The following is an 18,944-nucleotide window of genomic DNA, read 5'->3' on the forward strand; positions in this document are numbered from 1 at the left end:
TTTTCAGCGGAGGAGATAATATCAAGCGAGCTATCCCCTTTTTAAGGGATGGCTCGCTTGTTGTGTCCAATAAACTTAAAGTGAGGTGGAAAGGGAGATAGTTTGGCTATATTGCCCTGACATAGAGTTTTGAGTGTCCTCAAGTGAAACTGTTAATTCTCCCTTTTGTCCAGGTAAAACCTTGACAATAGCGAGAGCTCTCCCCTCCTTTGTTTGGATCCAATGATTGCCATGTGCAGCACTGTTTTTAATTGAACCATTATCGGCACCAACCCAGGTGATATCGCCACTTAGTTGGAAAGTTAATCTCTGCTGTTGATGTTTTATCGGCACACCATTAAAGTCCATGAGCTGTATTACAAGTTGCTTGTATTGCTCATTGTTCGCTGATTCATCTTTAACTGATATATCACTGATCGCACCTGAAGTGGTGAGTGATTGTGTGGCTCTTATTTTATCTTGATCATAACCTATCAGCTCAATTTTCCCTTCTACGAATGGAACCACCCAGCGGAAAGTACGATCTTTTTGTTCAGTTAATAAACGTGAGCCATAACTTTGTCCATTAATAAATAGCGTTAACGTTTCACAATTGCTGACCGCTTCAATAAGAATTAATTCATCCTTTTGATAGTTCCAATGCTGATTTGACTCTGGCCATACCCATAATTTTTGCTCCCATGCGTCTGGATCGCTCTCCTGCGCATGATAGGTTTTAATATCAAAATCGATCTCGCGCTCTTTTGCTGGGATGGTGGTCATATGAACTATCGGCTCATCTGACCAAAGTGATTGGAACAGATAAAATGAAGATTTTTCAAATCCAGCCGCATCAAGTAACCCACTATCCGTTGTTCTTGTTGGCCACTGCCCATGTGTTTCACCCATGTAATTAACGCCAGTCCATAAAAATAATCCGCTGACAAATGGGCGTTCACTGACCGCTTTCCATTCATGCCATTGCGATAAATTTTCATTACCAATAATGGGCAGATTCGGATAGTGTTGGTGTGCATAATCATAAATAACTCGTCGGTAGCTAAAACCAATAACGTCTAATGCATCTGCATATCCCGACAGATAACTTGTTGAGGGCAAGATACAGTTCGCGGTAACAGGGCGTGTTGTATCTAGCTCCTTAACCCATTTAGCTAGTTTTTGCGCGGTTTTACCAATGTTGTACTGATGTTCAGGTAACGTGTCCAGCAGGTTTTTAATTTTCTTGGGGGAGTGAGGTGGCTGGCTCCAGAAGTAGTTACCATCCCAGCTGACATCAAAGAATCCTGTTGCTTCAACGTTACGTGGGTAGGTCCACTCAATCTCATTACCGATACTCCACATAAAGATAGAGGGGTGGTTAATATGGCTTTTTAGTGTGTTTTTGAGATCTTTCTCGGCGTCTGTTTGAAAATGCTCAGTATAGCCACGACTGATGAAATCATCGTGTTGGTCATTCATATTTAAACGCTTATCTTTAGGGAAATCCCATTCATCAAAAAATTCATCTTGTACTAATACACCAAGCCTATCACATAAATTTAATAAGCGTTTAGAGGCTGGATTATGTGCGATACGTACAGCGTTTACACCACAAGCTTTAAGTTTATTGAGGCGTCGCACCCAAACTTCATCGGGCACTGCTGCCCCAACCAAGCCACCATCATGGTGGAGGCAGACCCCTTTTATTGGTGTCAGTTGATCATTAATACTAAAGCCATTGTCTTTGCAAAAAGCTATTTTTCTAACCCCAAAAGTATCTGTTACACAGTCGACAACTTGATTATCAACGATGACCTTTGCGTTAAGCTGATACAGATGCGGTGTGTCAGGGTGCCATTTTTTAGCTTCATTGATTGTATGCTCTATTGTGACTTGTGCTTTATTTCCACTGAGCGTTGTGTTGTAAATATTTTCTTGTATTAATGCACCAGAGTCGACAGAAGAGATAGTTGTTGCTACCTGAGCAGCTGTTTCTTGATTGCAAGGTAAACCGGTCAGTGATAAGTCTACTGTTACCTCCGCTGTATTATCTTCATTCAGCTGAGTGGTGATCACGCTCCCCCAAATAGGCACATGAATCTGGTTGGTGATATGTAGGTGGACATCACGGTAGATACCTGAACCGGTATACCAACGCGAGTCAACATAACGGCGACGGTCAACCTCTATTGTTAGGGTATTCTCTGCACTTAAAAAAGGGGTAATATCAAGCACAAAGGGGGCATAACCATTCGCCTGAAAATGTATTTTTTGGTCGTTGAGATAAATGGTTGCATTGTTGTATATGCCATCGAACTCAAGGTACGCGTGTTGATTATCTGCTGATAGAGGATTTGTAAACTCTTTTTTATAAGTCCCCATTCCACCAGGAAGGTATCCTGTCGCGCCATCCCATTGCTCAGAAAACTGCTCTAAAATACTCCAGTCATGCGGTAGGGTGACAGTGTGCCAGTCAGAACGCTGTTCATCTCGCGCTAACTGAAATTGCCAGTTTTTATTAAATAGTGTTGTTATTCTTGGGGAGATAGGCGTATTCATTATATAACCTTTTAAAGCTGAGTTGTGTTAGTAATAGAATGTATTCGCTAAAAATAATAGCCCCAAGCAAACATTTGTCGGGGCTATACCAGCAGGGTAGTGTGGTTTATTTAATTACTATTTTGGAAAGTGCCTGAACTAAGAATCTGACGTTTTATGGTGTATAGACAAATATAGTTCCAGTTCCATGAAGGGTCATATTTATGACAAACACCCCAGTTTAACCCTGGATTTGCAAAACTTCCTTCATCTGCCTCTCTAAAAATACCGAGTGCTTCTGGCGCACCTTTTATGTGCGACATGATTTCAAAGTTTATGCCATCTTTTGCCCATTGGATTGTATTTTTTTCAGGTCCATCGGTAGTAATTAATGAAGCGATACCCCCATTTTGGTGCCATACAGCAACTTCATGTCCTGAATTAGAGATAGGGTTATATTCTGATTTTATATATGGTCCATGGATATTATCAGCGATTGCCACACCATGTTTTATTTCACGGCCGCCCATGTTCATCTCTTCACCCATTGTTTCTCCCTTGTAATAAAGGAAAAACTGGTTATTAAAAAACATTAAGCAAGGATCGTGTACTTTATGGCTATCAAAGCTACCCTTTGATTTTACGTGGAAACGATTATCTTCATCCCCGTCCCATTGACCATCTCTTGCTGGGCTCAGAATAGGCTCTGGTGATTTTTCCCATGGGCCAAATGGCGAATCAGACCATGCCATTGCAATCTCTTCATACTGACGATTGGTGTAAGGAGATTTTACCGTTTGATAAACCAGGTAAAACTTACCTTCATGCTCTAACACCTCGGGGGTAAATACTGCGCGGTCATCGTAACTACCTGCTTCACCTGCTTGCACGGCAGGGCCTTGCTCTTTCCATGTTATTTTATCTTCAGAGGTTGCATGCCAAACTTCCGTTTTATCCCATGGAAAGACTTTATCCTCTATATTACCGGTAAAGCCTTTTGTTTCACCCTCTCCTTTTGTGTACCAGCAGTGATATAAGCCATCAACTTTGATAACAGCAGTCGGATCGCGACGAATAACGCCCTCTTGATAAGCAAAGTCACCTTTAAGCTCAACTACATCAAACTCTACCATCCAATCTGGGCCACGGTTATCGTAACCTCGCTCTATTGCACGTAAGCTTGCAAGACTGAGCTTTTTTTCTGTTGTCATGCTTTTCTCCAATATAAAAATTGACATTAGGAGGAAAGGTAAACCAATATTGCCTTTAAGGCAATTGAAGAGTGCATTTTTACAGAAAGAAGTTGTGCAGATAGTGATTTGTCGCACAAATAAATATTGTCACATGAACGAAATAACACTAGTCGTTGCTCTTATGTTGCTGATTTGTAACTGTTTGTGTGATTTTTCTGTTTTTTGTTGAGTATTTATCATTTTCCGCTATTGAATCTATTGGTTGTAATTGGTTTTCCTGTTAGCATTGAAAGTACTGCTTCGCGCCTATTTTGGTAAACCAGATGGTGTTTGCTGTGTTGTCACCATTAAATATAATGTTTAATGTGATGTGCTAAGGGTAAGGTTTTTTATAATTGAAATTAAGGATGTAATTATATGTTATTTGGTAATGTTCAAAAGCTAAGCATGCTTAGCTATGCAAGCAATGAATTGGTCGCTTTGATTAAAGAGGCGCTGGCGCTAGTTGAAGGTAAAAGTGATGGTAAATACCCACTATCTGCGGCAAACGCCTTTGTGATCGTTGCCCATGGTGAAACTGAGTTACGTGAACAACGTCGCTCTGAAATCCATAAGGCTTATATTGATGTGCAGGTGGTTTTACAGGGGAGTGAAGCGATTGGTTACTCTTATTCACTTGACGAAAACAGCGCTGCATTAACCTCCTTAGAGAATGATGTAACATTTTTTGATGATGTCGAAAATGAACAATTTGTTAATCTATATGCGGGTGATTTTGCTATATTTTATCCAAATCAGCTGCATAGACCGCTCTGCGCTATTGATAAACCTGAGAAAGTAAAGAAAGCAATCATTAAAATTCCTAAAGTGCTATTCGATTGATTTTCAGTGCCTAATTGAGTGTTATAATCTACTTTATTACACTCAATTGTTGCCCCTTTTTAGTTAATAATAGTTTGCTTATCCTCGCTTATTTCTCATCATAATGACTGTTGTCCCTACCAATGTTATAAATTGCTATCAAGATCACTTTATTTTTCTTATTATCTATCTTGCTGTTTTTAAAGTGTTTATTTTGCTGTTTTCTCTATTTATTAGTCTAGATAACAAAATGAACGTTAAATTTTCTGTATTGATCACTAAATTTTTCGTATTGGTATGTAGAATTGCCTGAATACGTCAACCTGTTGTTATTTTTGGTTGACTTTTTTTGTGATTAAAAGGAGACACCTGTGTATTTAAAAAAGAATGCAATCGTACTTGCTATGATATCTGCCACCTTAATTGTCGGCTGTTCTATTAATACTGATAATGGGAAGGAACCATCGAATGCAGCCCAAACTGCTGAGACGGATATGACCAGTGCAGCCGTTGATATTGTTTTATCTGAAGCGGCTTTTTTAGCAAAAACGGAGAATACTCATACTTCCTATGAAGTTGTAGGAGAAGCACTCAAAATTACATTTGATGAGATCACCGAAGCGGAGAAAAATTCAAAGTGGCCTAATATGAAGTTCCGCCCTGTTGCTGGTAGCTATGATTGGAATACTAAAGGTGGGTTAAAGCTAAAATTAGAAAACCCTGGTAATGAGCAGGTTCGCATCGAGATGAAAGTAGTTGATGCAATTGGTTCAATGGGAGCGGCGACGCATCAGTTGGATCTTCCTATCTATATTGATGCTGGAAAAACAAAAACTGTTGATTTCTTGTTCAATGGGTTAGAGATGAATATCGAAGGCTACCGTGGTGGTAGTGAGCTTGATTTAAAAAATATTGTTGAATTTCAGTTTTATTCTGTAGGGCCAACGGGCAAGCAAGAGGTGATTGTTCACGCTATCGATTATATTGACAGAACGGGTGATTTTGTTGTTTCTGAGGCAAGAACAGATGTTGTAAAAGAAACCTCCATTGCAACCGTATTGAGTTTAACCGATTTTGAAAATTCAGCAGATGATCTGGTTGAATTATCCCTTGGTACAACTGTTACAGAGGTAACGGATGGTGGTGATCATGCGGTTCAAGTTGCATACGGTATTGAAGAATCCTACCCAACGATCAAGTTTTCTCCTGGTGTTGGCAAAGTATGGGATTGGTCAAAATATGGGGATGTCGCTTTTGCATTTGATGCTAAAAATATAGGCGATAAAGGTGCGCAAGTATTTTTACGTGTAGATGATGATGCTGATGAAAAATTAGGTGGCAAGGCGACGGGTGTTGTGCACAGTCGTACCGGTTATGTGCAACTACCTCCTAACTCTTCAGATACCTACTATTTCACCTTGAAAGATGTTGCTGAAGCGATGAACTCAGGTATGCGTGGTGAGCCACCTAAGAAAGAGTTTAGTGCTACACAGGTGGTATTTGGTTGGGGTGAAAGCGGCCTTGATATCTCTAATATCAGTAGTATACAGCTGTATATGATGAACCCGCAAAATGAAGCAACTATTGTTTATGATAATCTACGCTTGATTCCTAATTTAAGTAATGACACTGCACGTTATGTAGGGTTAATTGATCAATTTGGTCAGTATATTGATGAAACATGGCCTACAAAAGTAACCTCAGAAGCACAGTTAGTAGAGCAGGGTAAAACGGCTCTCAAACTGATTGATTCTGCGAAACCGCTCAGTGACCGTTCACGCTTTGGTGGTTGGGCTAAAGGTCCGAAATTAAAGGGAACAGGCTATTTCCGCACTGAAAAAGTTGGCGATAAATGGTCAATCGTTGATCCCGAGGGTTACCTCTATTTTGCGACAGGTCTTGATAATATCCGTATGGATGATCTGTACACAACAACGGGGATGGGGCTAGCCAGTATTGCTGAAGTTTCAACGGATAACTTACGCCCGAGTGAAGTTTCAGATCAACCTTATAACGAAAATACCGAGCCGCGTACTGAGCTTTCTCCATTACGTCATGGTATGTTTACATGGTTGCCTGATTATGATGCTCCACTAGCGCAAAATTATAATTACACTGAGATGATTCATACTGGGCCACTTGATCATGGTGAAATATTTAGTTTCTATGGCGCTAATTTAATGCGTAAATATGAGACAGATGATCGTGCTAAAGCATTGGATATTTGGCAGGACAGTACCCTTGCTCGTATGACTGATTGGGGCTTTACATCATTAGGTAACTGGTCGGATCCAAGTTTTTACGGTAATGGTAAAATTCCTTACACTGCACATGGTTGGATTATTGGTAACCATAAGCGTATTGATACTGGTAATGATTATTGGGGACCAATGCATGATCCCTTTGATGCAAACTTCCGCCAGTCTGTCGCAACAATGGCTAAGAAAGTATCAGGAGAGGTGAAAAATGACCCATTCTGTATCGGTTACTTTGTTGATAATGAGCTGAGCTGGGGTAACACCGTCTTTGATGCAAACCATTTTGCTTTAGCTTTGTCTGGCTTGCGTGGATCGGCTGCTGATAGTCCAACTAAAGCTGCATTTGATAAATTCTTAAAAGGTAAATATGGCTCTATCGCTAAGCTAAATAGTGCTTGGGGAACCGATATTGCTTCTTGGGAAACATTTGCTAAGGGCTTTAACTACCAAGGAGAGTTCACTGAAAACGTTAAAGCGGATTTAAGTGATCTGCTGTACCTATTTGCTGATCAATACTTCAAAGTTGTAAGTATTGAGATGGAAAAAGTGATGCCGAATCATATGAACCTTGGTTCACGATTCTCAGATTGGGGTATTACGCCTGAAGCGGCAAAAGCGGCGGCAAAATATGTTGATGTGATGAGCTACAACTTATATGCAACGGATCTTGAGTCAAAAGGGGATTGGAGTCGTTTACCTGAATTAGATAAGCCAAGTATCATCGGTGAATTCCACTTTGGTTCACTTGATTCTGGTATGTTCCATCCAGGTTTGTTAAGTGTGGATAGCCAAGCAGATCGTGGTAAAGCTTACGCTAAATATATGCAGAGTATTATTGATAACCCATACTTCGTTGGTGCGCATTGGTTCCAATATGTTGATTCGCCAGTAACAGGGCGTGCTTGGGATGGGGAAAACTACAATGTCGGTTTTGTCAGCATTACAGATACGCCTTATTTGCCACTCATTAATGCAGCGAAAGAGGTTAATGTCTCGCTTTATGAAAGACGTTACGGTGATGTAAAATAGTCTAATGATAAGTTGACAACTGCTTTTATATAAAGGCATAAACGTCATATGAAGCACTACACGCGAAAGCGTTTAGTGCTTTTTTTGTAGGTAAATAAAAGCGACAAGAATTTTCTTATGCGCAATGGTATTACATAGACTCTAATAATATTCATTAAAAAGTGTGTCCCCTCTCTATTTTATGCAATAACAACGATTTACTTTAAGTTACATAGGAATAAAATATTCATATAAGAATGTGTTATTTCTATATGAATCTATTTTGATGTTTAAGTGAGGGTGGTATGACAAGAAAAACAGTTGATCTAAGTGGTTGCCGTTGGCAGATGGAGCGCATGCGCCCAGGCCAAGGTGAAAAAGAGGGGTTACACCTACTGCCAGCCGAGTACCAAGGTACTCACTTTAGCTGGAACTTCGGCAGCGTGCCGGGTGATGTCTACACAGATTTACACCGCGCGAACGAAATTGCGGATCCCCTGTTTGGTCGTAATATGCACCGTGCTAAATGGGCGGCAGAATATGAGTTCTGGTACTGTCACCGTTTTGAAGTACCTGCAGAGATGAAAGGCAAAAAAATTCGCCTTATCTTTGAAGGTGTTGATTACAGCTGTGACGTTTGGTTAAACGGCACGCATTTAGGGCGTCATGAAGGGATGTTCTCAGCGTTTGAATTTGATATTACTGACATTGCGAGCTGGGCAGACTGGCGCGGTGGCTCCAACATGTTGATGGTGAAATTAGATCCGCCACCTAAAAACTACCGTAACTGTGGCGGTACAAAAGTTAATTTCTCTGGTGATTACTTCTCAGGTCTTGTGCCATTTGGTATTTGGCGTCCAGTGCGCATCGAAGCAACAGAGCAGGTTCGCATCGATAGCATTCGCACCGATGTAACGGTTGAGCGTTTACAAAACCAAGATAATGCACAAGTTGCATTAACGGTAGATATGGTAAGCCATAGCGATAGCACACAAAAAGTTACACTGGCTGGTGTTTTACAGGGTAAAAACCGTGCAACAGCCGCTGTGCACTTTGAAGTGGAAGTTAACGTGCCAGCAGGTGAGAGCCAAATTAGCACCACTATCAATGTTGAAGATGCTGCACTTTGGTGGCCGTGGGATATGGGCGCACAAAATCTCTATACCCTTGACCTTGAAGTAAAACAGGGTGATGCCATTTTAGATAACATGCAGGAGGTGATCGGCCTTCGTGAAGTCACAATGGACTTCAACCCAGGTTATGATAATGAATTCCCATGGACATTTATCATCAATGGCAACAAGCACTTCTTCGTTCTGCTTGTTGGGGTGGCCAACCTTCATTCTTCTACGGTCGTAACAGCCTGAAAAAATATGAAGATCGCCTCGCAATGGTTAAAGAAGCCAACATCAATAACCTGCGTATCTTCGGCTGGCATCCACCAGAAGTCCCTGATTTCTACCGTATCTGTGATGAATTAGGTATCACCGTTTGGACTAACTTCACACTGGCAACACAGGCTTACCCGAAAGAGCAAGCCTTTGTAGATGGGGTGTTACATGAATGTGTGGCAACCGTCAAAGAGCGTCGCAATCACCCATCACAAATTTTCTGGATGGGCGGTGAAGAGGTATTCTTCTCAGGTGCGCATGAAGAGAGTGGTAACAAACAACTCATGCAAGTGATCGGTGAAACCTTAAAAGGTTACACCAATATCCCTTACGGTTTAGCCTCACCACTGAGCTCAGAATCAGCGCAGAACATGGGCTTTGGCCCGAATGAATCGATGCATGCCAATGAGCATTACTACCAAGGTGGTAAAGAGTACATGGAAGAGTACTACCCCTCTCTTGATTGTGCCATTATCCCTGAATTAACCGCCGCTTCTGCGCCAAACATTGAAAGTCTGAAAAAATTCATCCCGGCAGATGAGTTATGGCCAATGGGGCCAAGTTGGGCATATCACTGGGCTGATATCGACATGTTAATCAACCTGAACTACGAAGTATTCGGTGATTACAAAATGGACTCATTAGAAGAGTTTGTAGAAGCGACACAAATCGCACAGGGGACGGTTATCCAATTTGCACTTGAAACTTACCGTCGTCGCAAACCGAAAATGAGTGGTGTTGCTATCTGTCACTTTATTACTCATGTGCCAGACATCAAATGGGGTGTGGTTGATTACTACGGTAAGAAGAAAACATCCTTTGATTGGTTAAAACGTACTTACCAACCACTACTACCAAGCTTACATTTCGACAAACGTCGTTGGGATGCAGGTAGCGAGTTCAAAGGTGGTATTTGGATAGTCAATGATTACCAATACGAATACAGCAACCTAACACTGGAGTGGAAAGTCTTATACGAAGGTCAAGAAACCGGTGTTGCAGGTAGCAAACAGGTTGATGTTGCATTAGATAGTTCAGAGCAATTTGCAGAGATTAGCTGGACACTGCCTAACAATGCCTTTGGTAGCTTTGAAGTAGAGTTAGTGATTAAAGATGAAGACGGCAACGTATTATCTGAAAACGCTTATGAACTACTGGTTGGCAATCAACAAGCAGCAAAAGCACAAAGCCTTGCTTACTTAGCTGAAGCGCAAGCTCGTTTAGATAAATACGGACACAGTGTTTATCGTTATTTTCCTGAAATGTGGGAAGAGCTAGAGGAATAACAGTAGCACCCACGTGGCAAAAGTTAATTATCTTTACTACGTGGGTAGAACATCTCCTTGATTTTTTAATCAACACTACAAAATAGATATTCATGCGTATAAATATACGTAATTGCTCTCTTCCCTAATGAAAATGACATGCTGGATATTTAATAAATAACCATGACACAGAATCTGGAATGCCTCTGTTTTATATGTCGAACTCTTGTGCGTATTCATTCAATTTATCACCGCTTGCTTTTAATTTTACACAAGCCTGCGTCGATGCTTCTGAATGACGAAAAAGCGCCTCTGTATCATCTTTAATCTTATGGATTCTTTCATTAATTTCAGCGGCTACCACTGTCTGTTCTTCGGCCGCTGTAGCGATTTGTTGCGACATAGCAGTAATATTATCAAGTTCTTCACGCAAGCATTCAACACCTTTTGCACTGTTTACGACTTCTTTTACAGCTGCAGTACCTTGCTCTTTTAAAGCTATCATATTTGTAGCTGCTGCTTTAGAGCCTGCTTGTAATGTTTCTATTTGTTGACGGATCTGCTGTGTTGACTCTTGTGTTTTGCTCGCAAGAGTGCGGACTTCATCTGCGACAACTGCAAAACCTCGTCCTTGCTCTCCTGCTCGTGCGGCTTCAATCGCTGCATTAAGTGCCAATAAATTAGTTTGTTCAGCAATGCTCTGAATCACGGAAAGTACATTGCTAATTTCTGCTGTTTCATCGTTGAGTTGATATACTTGTGTTTCTGTATTTGATAACTCTTGCAATAAATTTTCCATCATATCTTTAGTCAGGCTTGCTTTTTCTGCACTATCGATGGAGCTTTTATGTGCTCTTCCTACAACCTCAGCTGTATTTTGAGACAATGCTGCTACCTCTTGAATAGTTGCCGCCATTTCATTAATTGCGACCGAAATTGTATCTGTAGATTGGTTTTGGCTGTGAGCTAGTTTTTGGTTTTGCTCGGTAGAGTAGGAAACATCAGTGGATTGTTTTGCAATATTTTTAACTTCATCCTGCACATTATCAATAGCTTGGCTAAAACTTTGCATTAATGAATTAAATGCTAAGGCAACATGTGTTAATTCATCATTACCTTCACTTGGTAACTTATGCGTTAAGTTTTTACTGATTGATACCTCTTTTAGGGTGTTGACCAGAGCTTTGAGAGGGGGAATGATAGATTTTATAATAATAAAGGATATCAGTGCGATGATAATTATCGTTGTTATTAATATAATAAGGTTAAGCAATACTTTATCAGAAGCGGCTTTTAAGGAGGTTGTCACTTCACTTTTAATTTTATCTTCAATCAAAACGATCACTTTATGCAACTCAGACATGTTTTGAGTTGTTAAATCAAACCAGCGTTCTGGGGTCATATTGTAGGCCGTTCCGCCCATACCCATCATTTCTCGGCGCATAGCATCAAGTTTTTTGTTGATGTCTGATTGTAAATAACCATTCCAGTAAGCGTCTGATATTTTTTCAGGTGCATAGGCTGATATACGTAGCTGCATATCTTCAATTTGACGGAAAATAGCCACATTGTTTCCCATTGAACTGTAATCTAAATTTTCGCGGGAAAACCCATCAAGACCATTGCCTCGTTCGCTTGAAAAACGATTATTAAGAGTGATAAAAGCGGAGTAAGTACCTGTTAATATACTTAATTTCTGATTTCCTGCGGATATTTTAACTACCGCATCAATGGTTTCAATTAATCCGGTATTCATATAGCCATAACGCCATAGAACATGCATATTATCAGCATCAAAAAGTTCTAATTTATCGGCATGGGAACGAGCAGATTTGAGGTATGAGAAGTAGTCATTAAAGGCATCAAATTTATTTTGTATACCCAATTCTGCTAATGCCTCCTTATTAGCAGCTTGATAGTGTTGATAGTTAGTAAGGACCTTATCTAATGTAGCACGTTGAGCAATTAACTGAGACTGAAAGCCTTTGCCTGTACTTCCTACTGGTGTACCACTAATGAAGCCTTGTGTTAAATCACGTTCAGTTTGCAGCTCCTGAAGTACTTTTCCAGCCTCTTGAGCTAAGAGCATTGCACTTGCAACTTTTTCTAATTTTGCCTGCTCATTTAATGAATCTAATAAAAATTTAACAGAGTAACTGCCTGCAACAATTGTTGGTAACAGCGCTAATATTATAATTCGAGTCGATATTTTTAATTTTGTTAACATAATTTACACCACATAAATAGAGTTAATATATTTTCTTATTGCAGGGGCTAATTTATTCCATCAATATGGTTCTGTATGCTATAGCATTTGGTTAAATAGTAAATTAAATTGGTTGATGAGTTTGATGTTGGCCACGTTATTTAACAATACATTCATTTATCAATTTTTCAGTTAAGTAATAAACGGTTTTATAATGACTTTAGATATGTATTAAATATCCGTCTGTAGTGGTTATTTGTCCAAGGATTTGTAGTCGCATAGTGGGGCTATTACTAACTCGAGAGAAAAACTAATCTTCGGTCGTTCAAACATATATCCATGTGACCTCCAGTTGCTTTGCCTATTGTTAACGGCATCTCATCTTTTATTGCTGGCCTTACAGCATAAGTTGCATGGGTATACTCTCTACATTATGTACCTATTTTTTTGAGCTTATAGCAATTCAATAAATAGCTGCTCTATCTATTAGTTTAACCAACAAGATAGAGGAGATACTTATTCGGATTGGTATATATTTATTTAACATTGCAGTTGCTCAGATATTTTGTTGGCAATAGTTTGTGCATGAGTGATTAATGCCTGTGATGGGGCGTCCCCATTTGAGTTTAATGTTGAAACTGTTAACGAAGCGACAACTAATCCATTCGGTTTTCCGATCAACACTGCAAAATTATTAATGCCTTCCGATAATTCGTTTTGCGCTGAGTCAATACCCGTTACTCGAACACTATCAATGAGCGCTAGAAATTCTGCTTTTTCCTCTTTGTTCATCTGATTAAATTTGTCATCTCGCTCTAAAATCATCCCTTGCACATCAGGATTACTATTTGCTAGTAATATACGACCTGAGACGGTTTCACTGGCAGGGAACAACGTACCTTCTGCAATACTAATGGAAACAGGGCCATGGCTGCGAGCATGCAAAATGACCATTGCTTGGCTTTGGTAAAGCATGCTTAGATGGCAGGAGTGACCTGTTGAAAAAGCAAAGTCTTCCATATGTGGTAAAGCACATTTTGCCACTTTGTGTAGCGGCGATATTCTGCGTGATAGGTTATAGATTTTTAATGATGCACTATATTTACCTGACAGTTCATCCCGAATAAGATACCCGCGCGCTTCTAGTCCAACTAACACTCGATAAATTTCATTCGCGCTACGGGATAATGCAGTCGCAATTTCAGTTTGTGATTTTGGCTGCTCTTGAGTGACGATATATTCAAGAATATCTAACCCCTTATCAAGCGCAGGCACTGCATATTTGCTTGCCGATTGTGTTTTTTTATCCATCACTACTTAGTTCGTTTTAAATTGTTTTTGCATATTAGCAGGTTGGCATTAAAACCCAAAATTAATCACTTTTGTTTAAAGCCGCGATATTTAAGCTACCAATAATCCCATTCCGCATAATATTGTGATCAGGGCTTGTTGAGGAAAAATGCTGGAGAGCAAGGCGCATAATTGAGTAATAGCAGGCTATTGCGATTGAATGCAACGCAGCCATCTATTATTTTAACCACCAAGATAGATCAGATACTTATGCGGATTGGTATAAGAGAGGATTTTTTAGGTTTTTCAATATTCCAAAAAAAATCCTTAACACCAAATAGTGTTAAGGATTTTTGGAGAAGCTCTTTTTATCTTGTTAACGCAAGATAAATCGTTGCTTAAACCTCATATTGCGCTATTTTCTGCCAATCGAATTCTACGCCAACACCAGGCTCGTCAGAAGCGACTGCACGATAGTTTTCTACTACTAATGGGCGCTTAGTATATTCGTCGATAGGGAAGCTATGTACCTCTAACCAACCTGTATCAAAAGCAGATACTAGGCTTACATGCAACTCTTGCATCCCATGCGTACAAACGGGAATTTCATTTTCAGTAATTAAATTAGCTGCTTGTAACCAACCTGTAATACCGCCACAGTTTGATGCATCCGGTTGTGCAAAGCCTAGTTTAGCTTGATCCATGGCATAACCAAATTCGTGAATGGTATGCAGGTTTTCACCCATCGCTAATGGAATAGAGGTGTTGTCAGCAATTTTTGCAAAACCTTTATAATCATCTGGTAGTGTTGGCTCTTCAAACCAAGTGATATCGTACTGCTCAACCGCTTTTGATAGCGAGATTGCTTGGTCAACTGTTAGTGAGTAGTTGGCATCGATCATAAAAGTAATATCTGGGCCAATTAGCTCTCTAACCGCTTTGATGCGATCAATATCTTCTTGCGCATTTTCACGGCCAATTTTAATTTTAACCGCGTTAAATCCAGCATCTAAATAGCCTTGGATATTTTTAAGTAGTTTCTCTAATGGGAATAAGAGGTCAATACCACCACAATAAGCTTTACAGGTATTGTTTTTACCTCCGGCCATTTTCCATAGTGGTAAACCTTCGCGCTTACCTTTTAAGTCCCACAATGCAATATCAACGCTCGACATCGCAAAGCTTGAGATACCGCCACGTCCAACATAATGAATATGCCACTCCATGAAATCGTAGATCTGAGCTATTTGAGTTGCATCTTTACCGATAAGGGCGGGTTGAATATCATGTTCAAGCATCGCTTTGATAGCATAACCACCTTTACCACCCGTGTAAGTATAACCTGTGCCTTGTGATCCATCTTCGAGCGTGATGGTTGTTGTGATCAGTTCAAAATGGTCGTGATCACCATGTTTTGCATCGGATAAAATCTCTTTTAATGGAATTTTGAATAGCTGCGTTTTTATCGTTTTGATTGCTGTATTCATCTGTCTAGCTACCTATTTTAAGTCAGTTACAATTTCGTTAATAAGGCGGCCAATCTCTTCCCAATTTCCGCTTTTAACAAGTGCAGGATCAACCATCCAAGAACCGCCACAAGCAAGTACTGCTGGCAGTGCTAAATAATCTTTAATATTTTTTGGGTTAATACCACCCGTAGGCATCACTTTAATTTGCCCGTAGGGAGCAAGTAGTGATTTTAGCATGGGTAGGCCACCAGATGCTTCTGCTGGGAAAAACTTAACGGTATCTAAGCCAAGTTCAATCGCTCGTTCAACTTGTGATGGGTTATTAACTCCAGGAATAATGGCAATATTATGTTTTTTACAAGCAGCCACAGTATTTGGGTTAAGGCCTGGTGAAACGATAAAGTCAGACCCTGCTTCTTTTGCTGCAATAACTTGCGCTTCATTTAAAACTGTACCTGCACCGATTAAGATATCAGGGTATTGCTTACGTAATAAGCGAATAGCTTCAACAGCTGCATCAGAGCGGAATGTGATCTCAGCTACAGGTAGACCGTTTTTAACTAACTGTTCACCAAGTGGAAGAATCAATTGTGCATCATCAACAGCGATCACTGGAATCACTTTAAGTGATTGTAATGCTTCATTTAACTGGTTCATTATTTTTATATCCTATTTAGAAGTGGGTTCGTTAATTCTTTCTTGTACCTGTTGTAGAGTCGGTAGCGGTGCTACTGCGCCATAACCTGTAATGGTAATCGAAGCGGTTGCATTAGCATGCTTTAAGCACTCTTGTAAACTTAAACCATTTACGTAATGAGTACAAAATGAGCCTGCGAAAGAATCGCCTGCTGCTGTTGCATCAACAGGTGTTACTTTATGTGGTGCAATGCTAAAACGCTGTGTTGCATCAGCAACGGTTGCGCCTTCAGAGCCTCGTTTAAGTACCACTATTTTTGCACCTAACGCTAGGTAGTGATCTATAATTTCATCTGCATCTTCTAAGCCCGTTAATAGTTGTGCTTCATCTAAGCTTGGGAAGCAGATATCAACCATTGATGCCGTTTGACTAATGATCCCTTTCGCTCTTTCAAGCGACCACAGTTTTAATCGTAAATTAGTATCATATGAAACCAATGTGCCATTTGCTTTTGCAATTTTGATCGCTTCAAAAACAGCATCGCAACTTGATGCGCTTATTGCCTGAGTGATTGCGGTAACATGCAGTAACTTCGCTTTTTTGATTGCTTCAATTGGGAGTTGGTTGTCTGTAATAAGACTAGCCGCTGAGCCTTTACGTAAAAAAGAGAAGTGGTGCCCATCACTGTTATGAGTAATGAAATAAACACCAGTATGTGCATTTGGATTGCTAACTACATTGGAAATATTAACTTTTTCTTCTTTCCATAGGTCGATAAAACGTTGTCCAAATTCATCACAACCTAGATGAGTGAGCATACCCACATCTGCACCTTGGCGTGCTGCTGCAATAGCAAAATTAGATGCATCTCCACCAAACCCACTCAAGAAGTCGGCTCCCGTATCGCTGACCTCTTTAATTTGACTGAATTCGTACATTGGTTCACCAAAGCTTAGGATTTGGCAAACGTCACTTTCATTTTCAACAGTTTCTTTTATGCTCATAACGCTCTATCACCTTATAATAACGACTTGATATAGTATGTGTAACTTATTTTAGATCTATCTATTAGAGATAGTATGTGGCTAATGTTATTTGGTCAACCAAAACGCGCAATGAATGTAGAGCAGTGTCACAAAATAGAGTTTGCTTTAAGCTAGGTTGTTTGCGGGTTTGCCCCCTTAGGAGCCTTTGTTTTATTGACATTTAGTTGCTTTACTATTTTTTTTTTAATATTTTTTCTTTTAATTGGTTATCCATTTGCCATTGATTGGTTGGTGTTCTTTGTTTACAATTACCTAAAGTGTTAATGAGTTGCTGTGTAATACAGCTGGTACATACTGTTCACAATGATTATTGGTTAATTAATCAAGGTAGGTAAATATGAATTATCCGGATATGAGATCCGCTGTTTATTCTTCTCAAACATCATATGTTCGAGAAAATTTAAAGTCTGACATTGTGCACATTGGGTTTGGTGCATTTCATCGTGGGCATCAAGCTGTTTACAATGATTTAACGAACGATATATCAGATACTCAATGGGGTATCTGTGAAATTAATATGTTTGGTCCTGCGGATCTTATTGATGATTTAAAAGCCCAAAATAACCTATTTAGTGTTGTCGAAAAATCTGCAACAGAAACTCATACGCGTTTAGTAAGAACCGTTTCAGAAGCGATTCATACGCCCGTTGACGGTATTAATGCTGCGATAGAAAAAATGTGTGAAGCGCAAGTGAAAATCGTTTCTTTGACTATCACAGAGAAGGGCTATTGTGTTGATCCTCAAGCGGGTACTTTAGACTTTACGAATTCACTTATCGTACATGATTTAGAAAACAGTAATGCGCCTCAATCTGCTATTGGTTTGATTACTGAAGCTTTACGTATCCGTAAGGAGCAAGGTTTAGCGCCATTTAGTGTCCTCTCTTGCGATAATATTCCTGAAAACGGTCATTTAACTAAAAATGCAGTATTAGCGTTTGCATCAGCGGTTGATAAATCACTGGGTGCATGGATTGAGGAAAACGTTAGTTTTCCTAGTACCATGGTGGATCGTATCGTACCTGCTATGACGCCAGACCAATTCGAAGTTATTCAAAAAGAAACAAATTATCTCGATCCTTGTGGTGTTGTGACTGAAGATTTCCGTCAATGGGTTATCGAAGATAATTTTGTTGCAGGTCGCCCAGATTGGGACAAAGCTGGTGCAATGTTTGTTGCTGATGTATTGCCCTATGAAGAGATGAAACTGCGTATGTTAAATGGTAGTCACTCATTCTTAGCTTATAACGGCAGCCTTGCTGGTTATGAGTTCATCTATCAATGTATGGAAGATGAAGCTCTAAAAGCTACAACACTGCGCCTGATGCTAGAAGAGCAAGCAAAATCGTTGAGCCCTAGCTTAAATGTTGACCTGCCTGAGTATGCCAACTTATTAATTGCCCGTTTTAGTAATACCAATATTAAACATAAAACTGGACAAATCGCGATGGACGGTTCTCAAAAACTGCCTCAGCGTGCTGTTGATCCGTTTATTGAACTACAAAAACGTCAGATCAAATCTGCATGTTTACCTGTATTAGTCGCGGGTTGGATGCATTACGTCATTAAGCTAATCCAGAAGGGTGAAACACTAGTTGATCCTATGGCTGAGACGTTTATAGAGATCGTTGTAGCTGATACTGACTTACAAACTAAATGCAATGCACTTTTTGCTATTGAAAAAATCTTTGGCAAGCATGCAAAAAATTCACTGTTTGCTGAGCAGGTAACAACAGCATTCAATGCCATAACAGAGCAAGGAATTGAATCAGTGATCAATTCTTTAGCAACCAAATAGAAGGC

General features: G+C 39.9%; 12 protein-coding genes. 5 read left to right on the forward strand and 7 right to left on the reverse strand.

Features of this window, described 5'->3' with window-relative positions:
- Positions 1–75: 75 nt before the first annotated feature.
- A complete protein-coding gene (locus AB1A03_RS02975; protein WP_354623090.1) occupies positions 76–2,538 on the reverse strand; it encodes a glycoside hydrolase family 2 TIM barrel-domain containing protein in 2,463 nt (820 codons plus the stop codon).
- Between the two features lie 110 nt (positions 2,539–2,648).
- On the reverse strand, positions 2,649–3,728 hold the full coding sequence (locus tag AB1A03_RS02980; protein WP_354623091.1) for a glycoside hydrolase family 117 protein: 1,080 nt from the start codon (positions 3,726–3,728) through the stop codon (positions 2,649–2,651).
- A 399-nt stretch (positions 3,729–4,127) separates the two neighbouring features.
- Between AB1A03_RS02980 and AB1A03_RS02985 the strand changes: the two genes are divergently transcribed.
- The 4 genes from AB1A03_RS02985 to AB1A03_RS03000 all read left to right on the forward strand — a co-directional run bounded on the left by AB1A03_RS02985 (position 4,128) and on the right by AB1A03_RS03000 (position 10,514).
- Positions 4,128–4,592 carry a NanQ anomerase/TabA/YiaL family protein gene (locus tag AB1A03_RS02985; protein ID WP_354623092.1) on the forward strand — a complete coding sequence of 155 codons (465 nt, stop codon included), beginning with the start codon at positions 4,128–4,130 and terminating at the stop codon, positions 4,590–4,592.
- A 350-nt stretch (positions 4,593–4,942) separates the two neighbouring features.
- Positions 4,943–7,858, forward strand: a complete 2,916-nt coding sequence (locus AB1A03_RS02990) for a beta-galactosidase (RefSeq protein WP_354623094.1) — start codon at positions 4,943–4,945, stop codon at positions 7,856–7,858.
- Positions 7,859–8,142: 284 nt separating this feature from the next.
- Complete coding sequence (locus tag AB1A03_RS02995; RefSeq protein WP_354623095.1) at positions 8,143–9,204, forward strand: glycosyl hydrolase 2 galactose-binding domain-containing protein; 1,062 nt, start codon at positions 8,143–8,145, stop codon at positions 9,202–9,204.
- Complete coding sequence (locus AB1A03_RS03000; RefSeq protein ID WP_354623096.1) at positions 9,114–10,514, forward strand: glycoside hydrolase family 2 TIM barrel-domain containing protein; 1,401 nt, start codon at positions 9,114–9,116, stop codon at positions 10,512–10,514. Before AB1A03_RS02995 ends, AB1A03_RS03000 begins: the two co-directional genes overlap by 91 nt.
- Before the next feature lie 190 nt (positions 10,515–10,704).
- On the opposite strand, the gene AB1A03_RS03005 is transcribed toward AB1A03_RS03000, so the two are convergent.
- The 5 genes from AB1A03_RS03005 to AB1A03_RS03025 form a co-directional block, all read right to left on the reverse strand.
- Entirely contained in the window at positions 10,705–12,720 is a 2,016-nt protein-coding gene (locus AB1A03_RS03005; protein WP_354623097.1) for a methyl-accepting chemotaxis protein, read from the reverse strand.
- 519 nt (positions 12,721–13,239) lie between these two features.
- The gene (locus AB1A03_RS03010; protein ID WP_354623098.1) at positions 13,240–14,010 is read right to left on the reverse strand and encodes an IclR family transcriptional regulator; all 771 of its coding nucleotides are present in this window, start codon (positions 14,008–14,010) and stop codon (positions 13,240–13,242) included.
- 377 nt (positions 14,011–14,387) lie between these two features.
- Positions 14,388–15,476 (reverse strand): 3,6-anhydro-alpha-L-galactonate cycloisomerase, encoded by a 1,089-nt coding sequence (locus AB1A03_RS03015; RefSeq protein ID WP_354623100.1) that lies wholly within the window; start codon positions 15,474–15,476, stop codon positions 14,388–14,390.
- A 12-nt stretch (positions 15,477–15,488) separates the two neighbouring features.
- Positions 15,489–16,115 (reverse strand): bifunctional 4-hydroxy-2-oxoglutarate aldolase/2-dehydro-3-deoxy-phosphogluconate aldolase, encoded by a 627-nt coding sequence (locus AB1A03_RS03020; protein ID WP_354623101.1) that lies wholly within the window; start codon positions 16,113–16,115, stop codon positions 15,489–15,491.
- A gap of 12 nt (positions 16,116–16,127) precedes the next feature.
- Positions 16,128–17,099 carry a sugar kinase gene (locus AB1A03_RS03025; protein ID WP_354623102.1) on the reverse strand — a complete coding sequence of 324 codons (972 nt, stop codon included), beginning with the start codon at positions 17,097–17,099 and terminating at the stop codon, positions 16,128–16,130.
- Between the two features lie 379 nt (positions 17,100–17,478).
- Between AB1A03_RS03025 and AB1A03_RS03030 the strand changes: the two genes are divergently transcribed.
- Positions 17,479–18,939, forward strand: coding sequence for a mannitol dehydrogenase family protein (locus AB1A03_RS03030; RefSeq protein WP_354623103.1), 1,461 nt, complete (start codon positions 17,479–17,481; stop codon positions 18,937–18,939).
- Positions 18,940–18,944 lie beyond the last annotated feature (5 nt).

Origin of the sequence: Psychromonas sp. MME2 (assembly GCF_040566515.1) — a bacterium.
Taxonomy (GTDB): domain Bacteria; phylum Pseudomonadota; class Gammaproteobacteria; order Enterobacterales; family Psychromonadaceae; genus Psychromonas.

What these genes read in the sequence shown, in the direction of transcription:
- AB1A03_RS02980 (WP_354623091.1), bottom strand. Translation starts at nt 3,728, where the DNA reads ATGACAACAGAAAAAAAGCTCAGTCTTGCAAGCTTACGTGCAATAGAG.
- AB1A03_RS03000 (WP_354623096.1), top strand. Translation starts at nt 9,114, where the DNA reads ATGGACATTTATCATCAATGGCAACAAGCACTTCTTCGTTCTGCTTGT.
- AB1A03_RS03005 (WP_354623097.1), bottom strand. Translation starts at nt 12,720, where the DNA reads ATGTTAACAAAATTAAAAATATCGACTCGAATTATAATATTAGCGCTG.
- AB1A03_RS02995 (WP_354623095.1), top strand. Translation starts at nt 8,143, where the DNA reads ATGACAAGAAAAACAGTTGATCTAAGTGGTTGCCGTTGGCAGATGGAG.
- AB1A03_RS03025 (WP_354623102.1), bottom strand. Translation starts at nt 17,099, where the DNA reads ATGAGCATAAAAGAAACTGTTGAAAATGAAAGTGACGTTTGCCAAATC.
- AB1A03_RS03010 (WP_354623098.1), bottom strand. Translation starts at nt 14,010, where the DNA reads ATGGATAAAAAAACACAATCGGCAAGCAAATATGCAGTGCCTGCGCTT.
- AB1A03_RS03020 (WP_354623101.1), bottom strand. Translation starts at nt 16,115, where the DNA reads ATGAACCAGTTAAATGAAGCATTACAATCACTTAAAGTGATTCCAGTG.
- AB1A03_RS02975 (WP_354623090.1), bottom strand. Translation starts at nt 2,538, where the DNA reads ATGAATACGCCTATCTCCCCAAGAATAACAACACTATTTAATAAAAAC.
- AB1A03_RS03015 (WP_354623100.1), bottom strand. Translation starts at nt 15,476, where the DNA reads ATGAATACAGCAATCAAAACGATAAAAACGCAGCTATTCAAAATTCCA.
- AB1A03_RS03030 (WP_354623103.1), top strand. Translation starts at nt 17,479, where the DNA reads ATGAATTATCCGGATATGAGATCCGCTGTTTATTCTTCTCAAACATCA.
- AB1A03_RS02985 (WP_354623092.1), top strand. Translation starts at nt 4,128, where the DNA reads ATGTTATTTGGTAATGTTCAAAAGCTAAGCATGCTTAGCTATGCAAGC.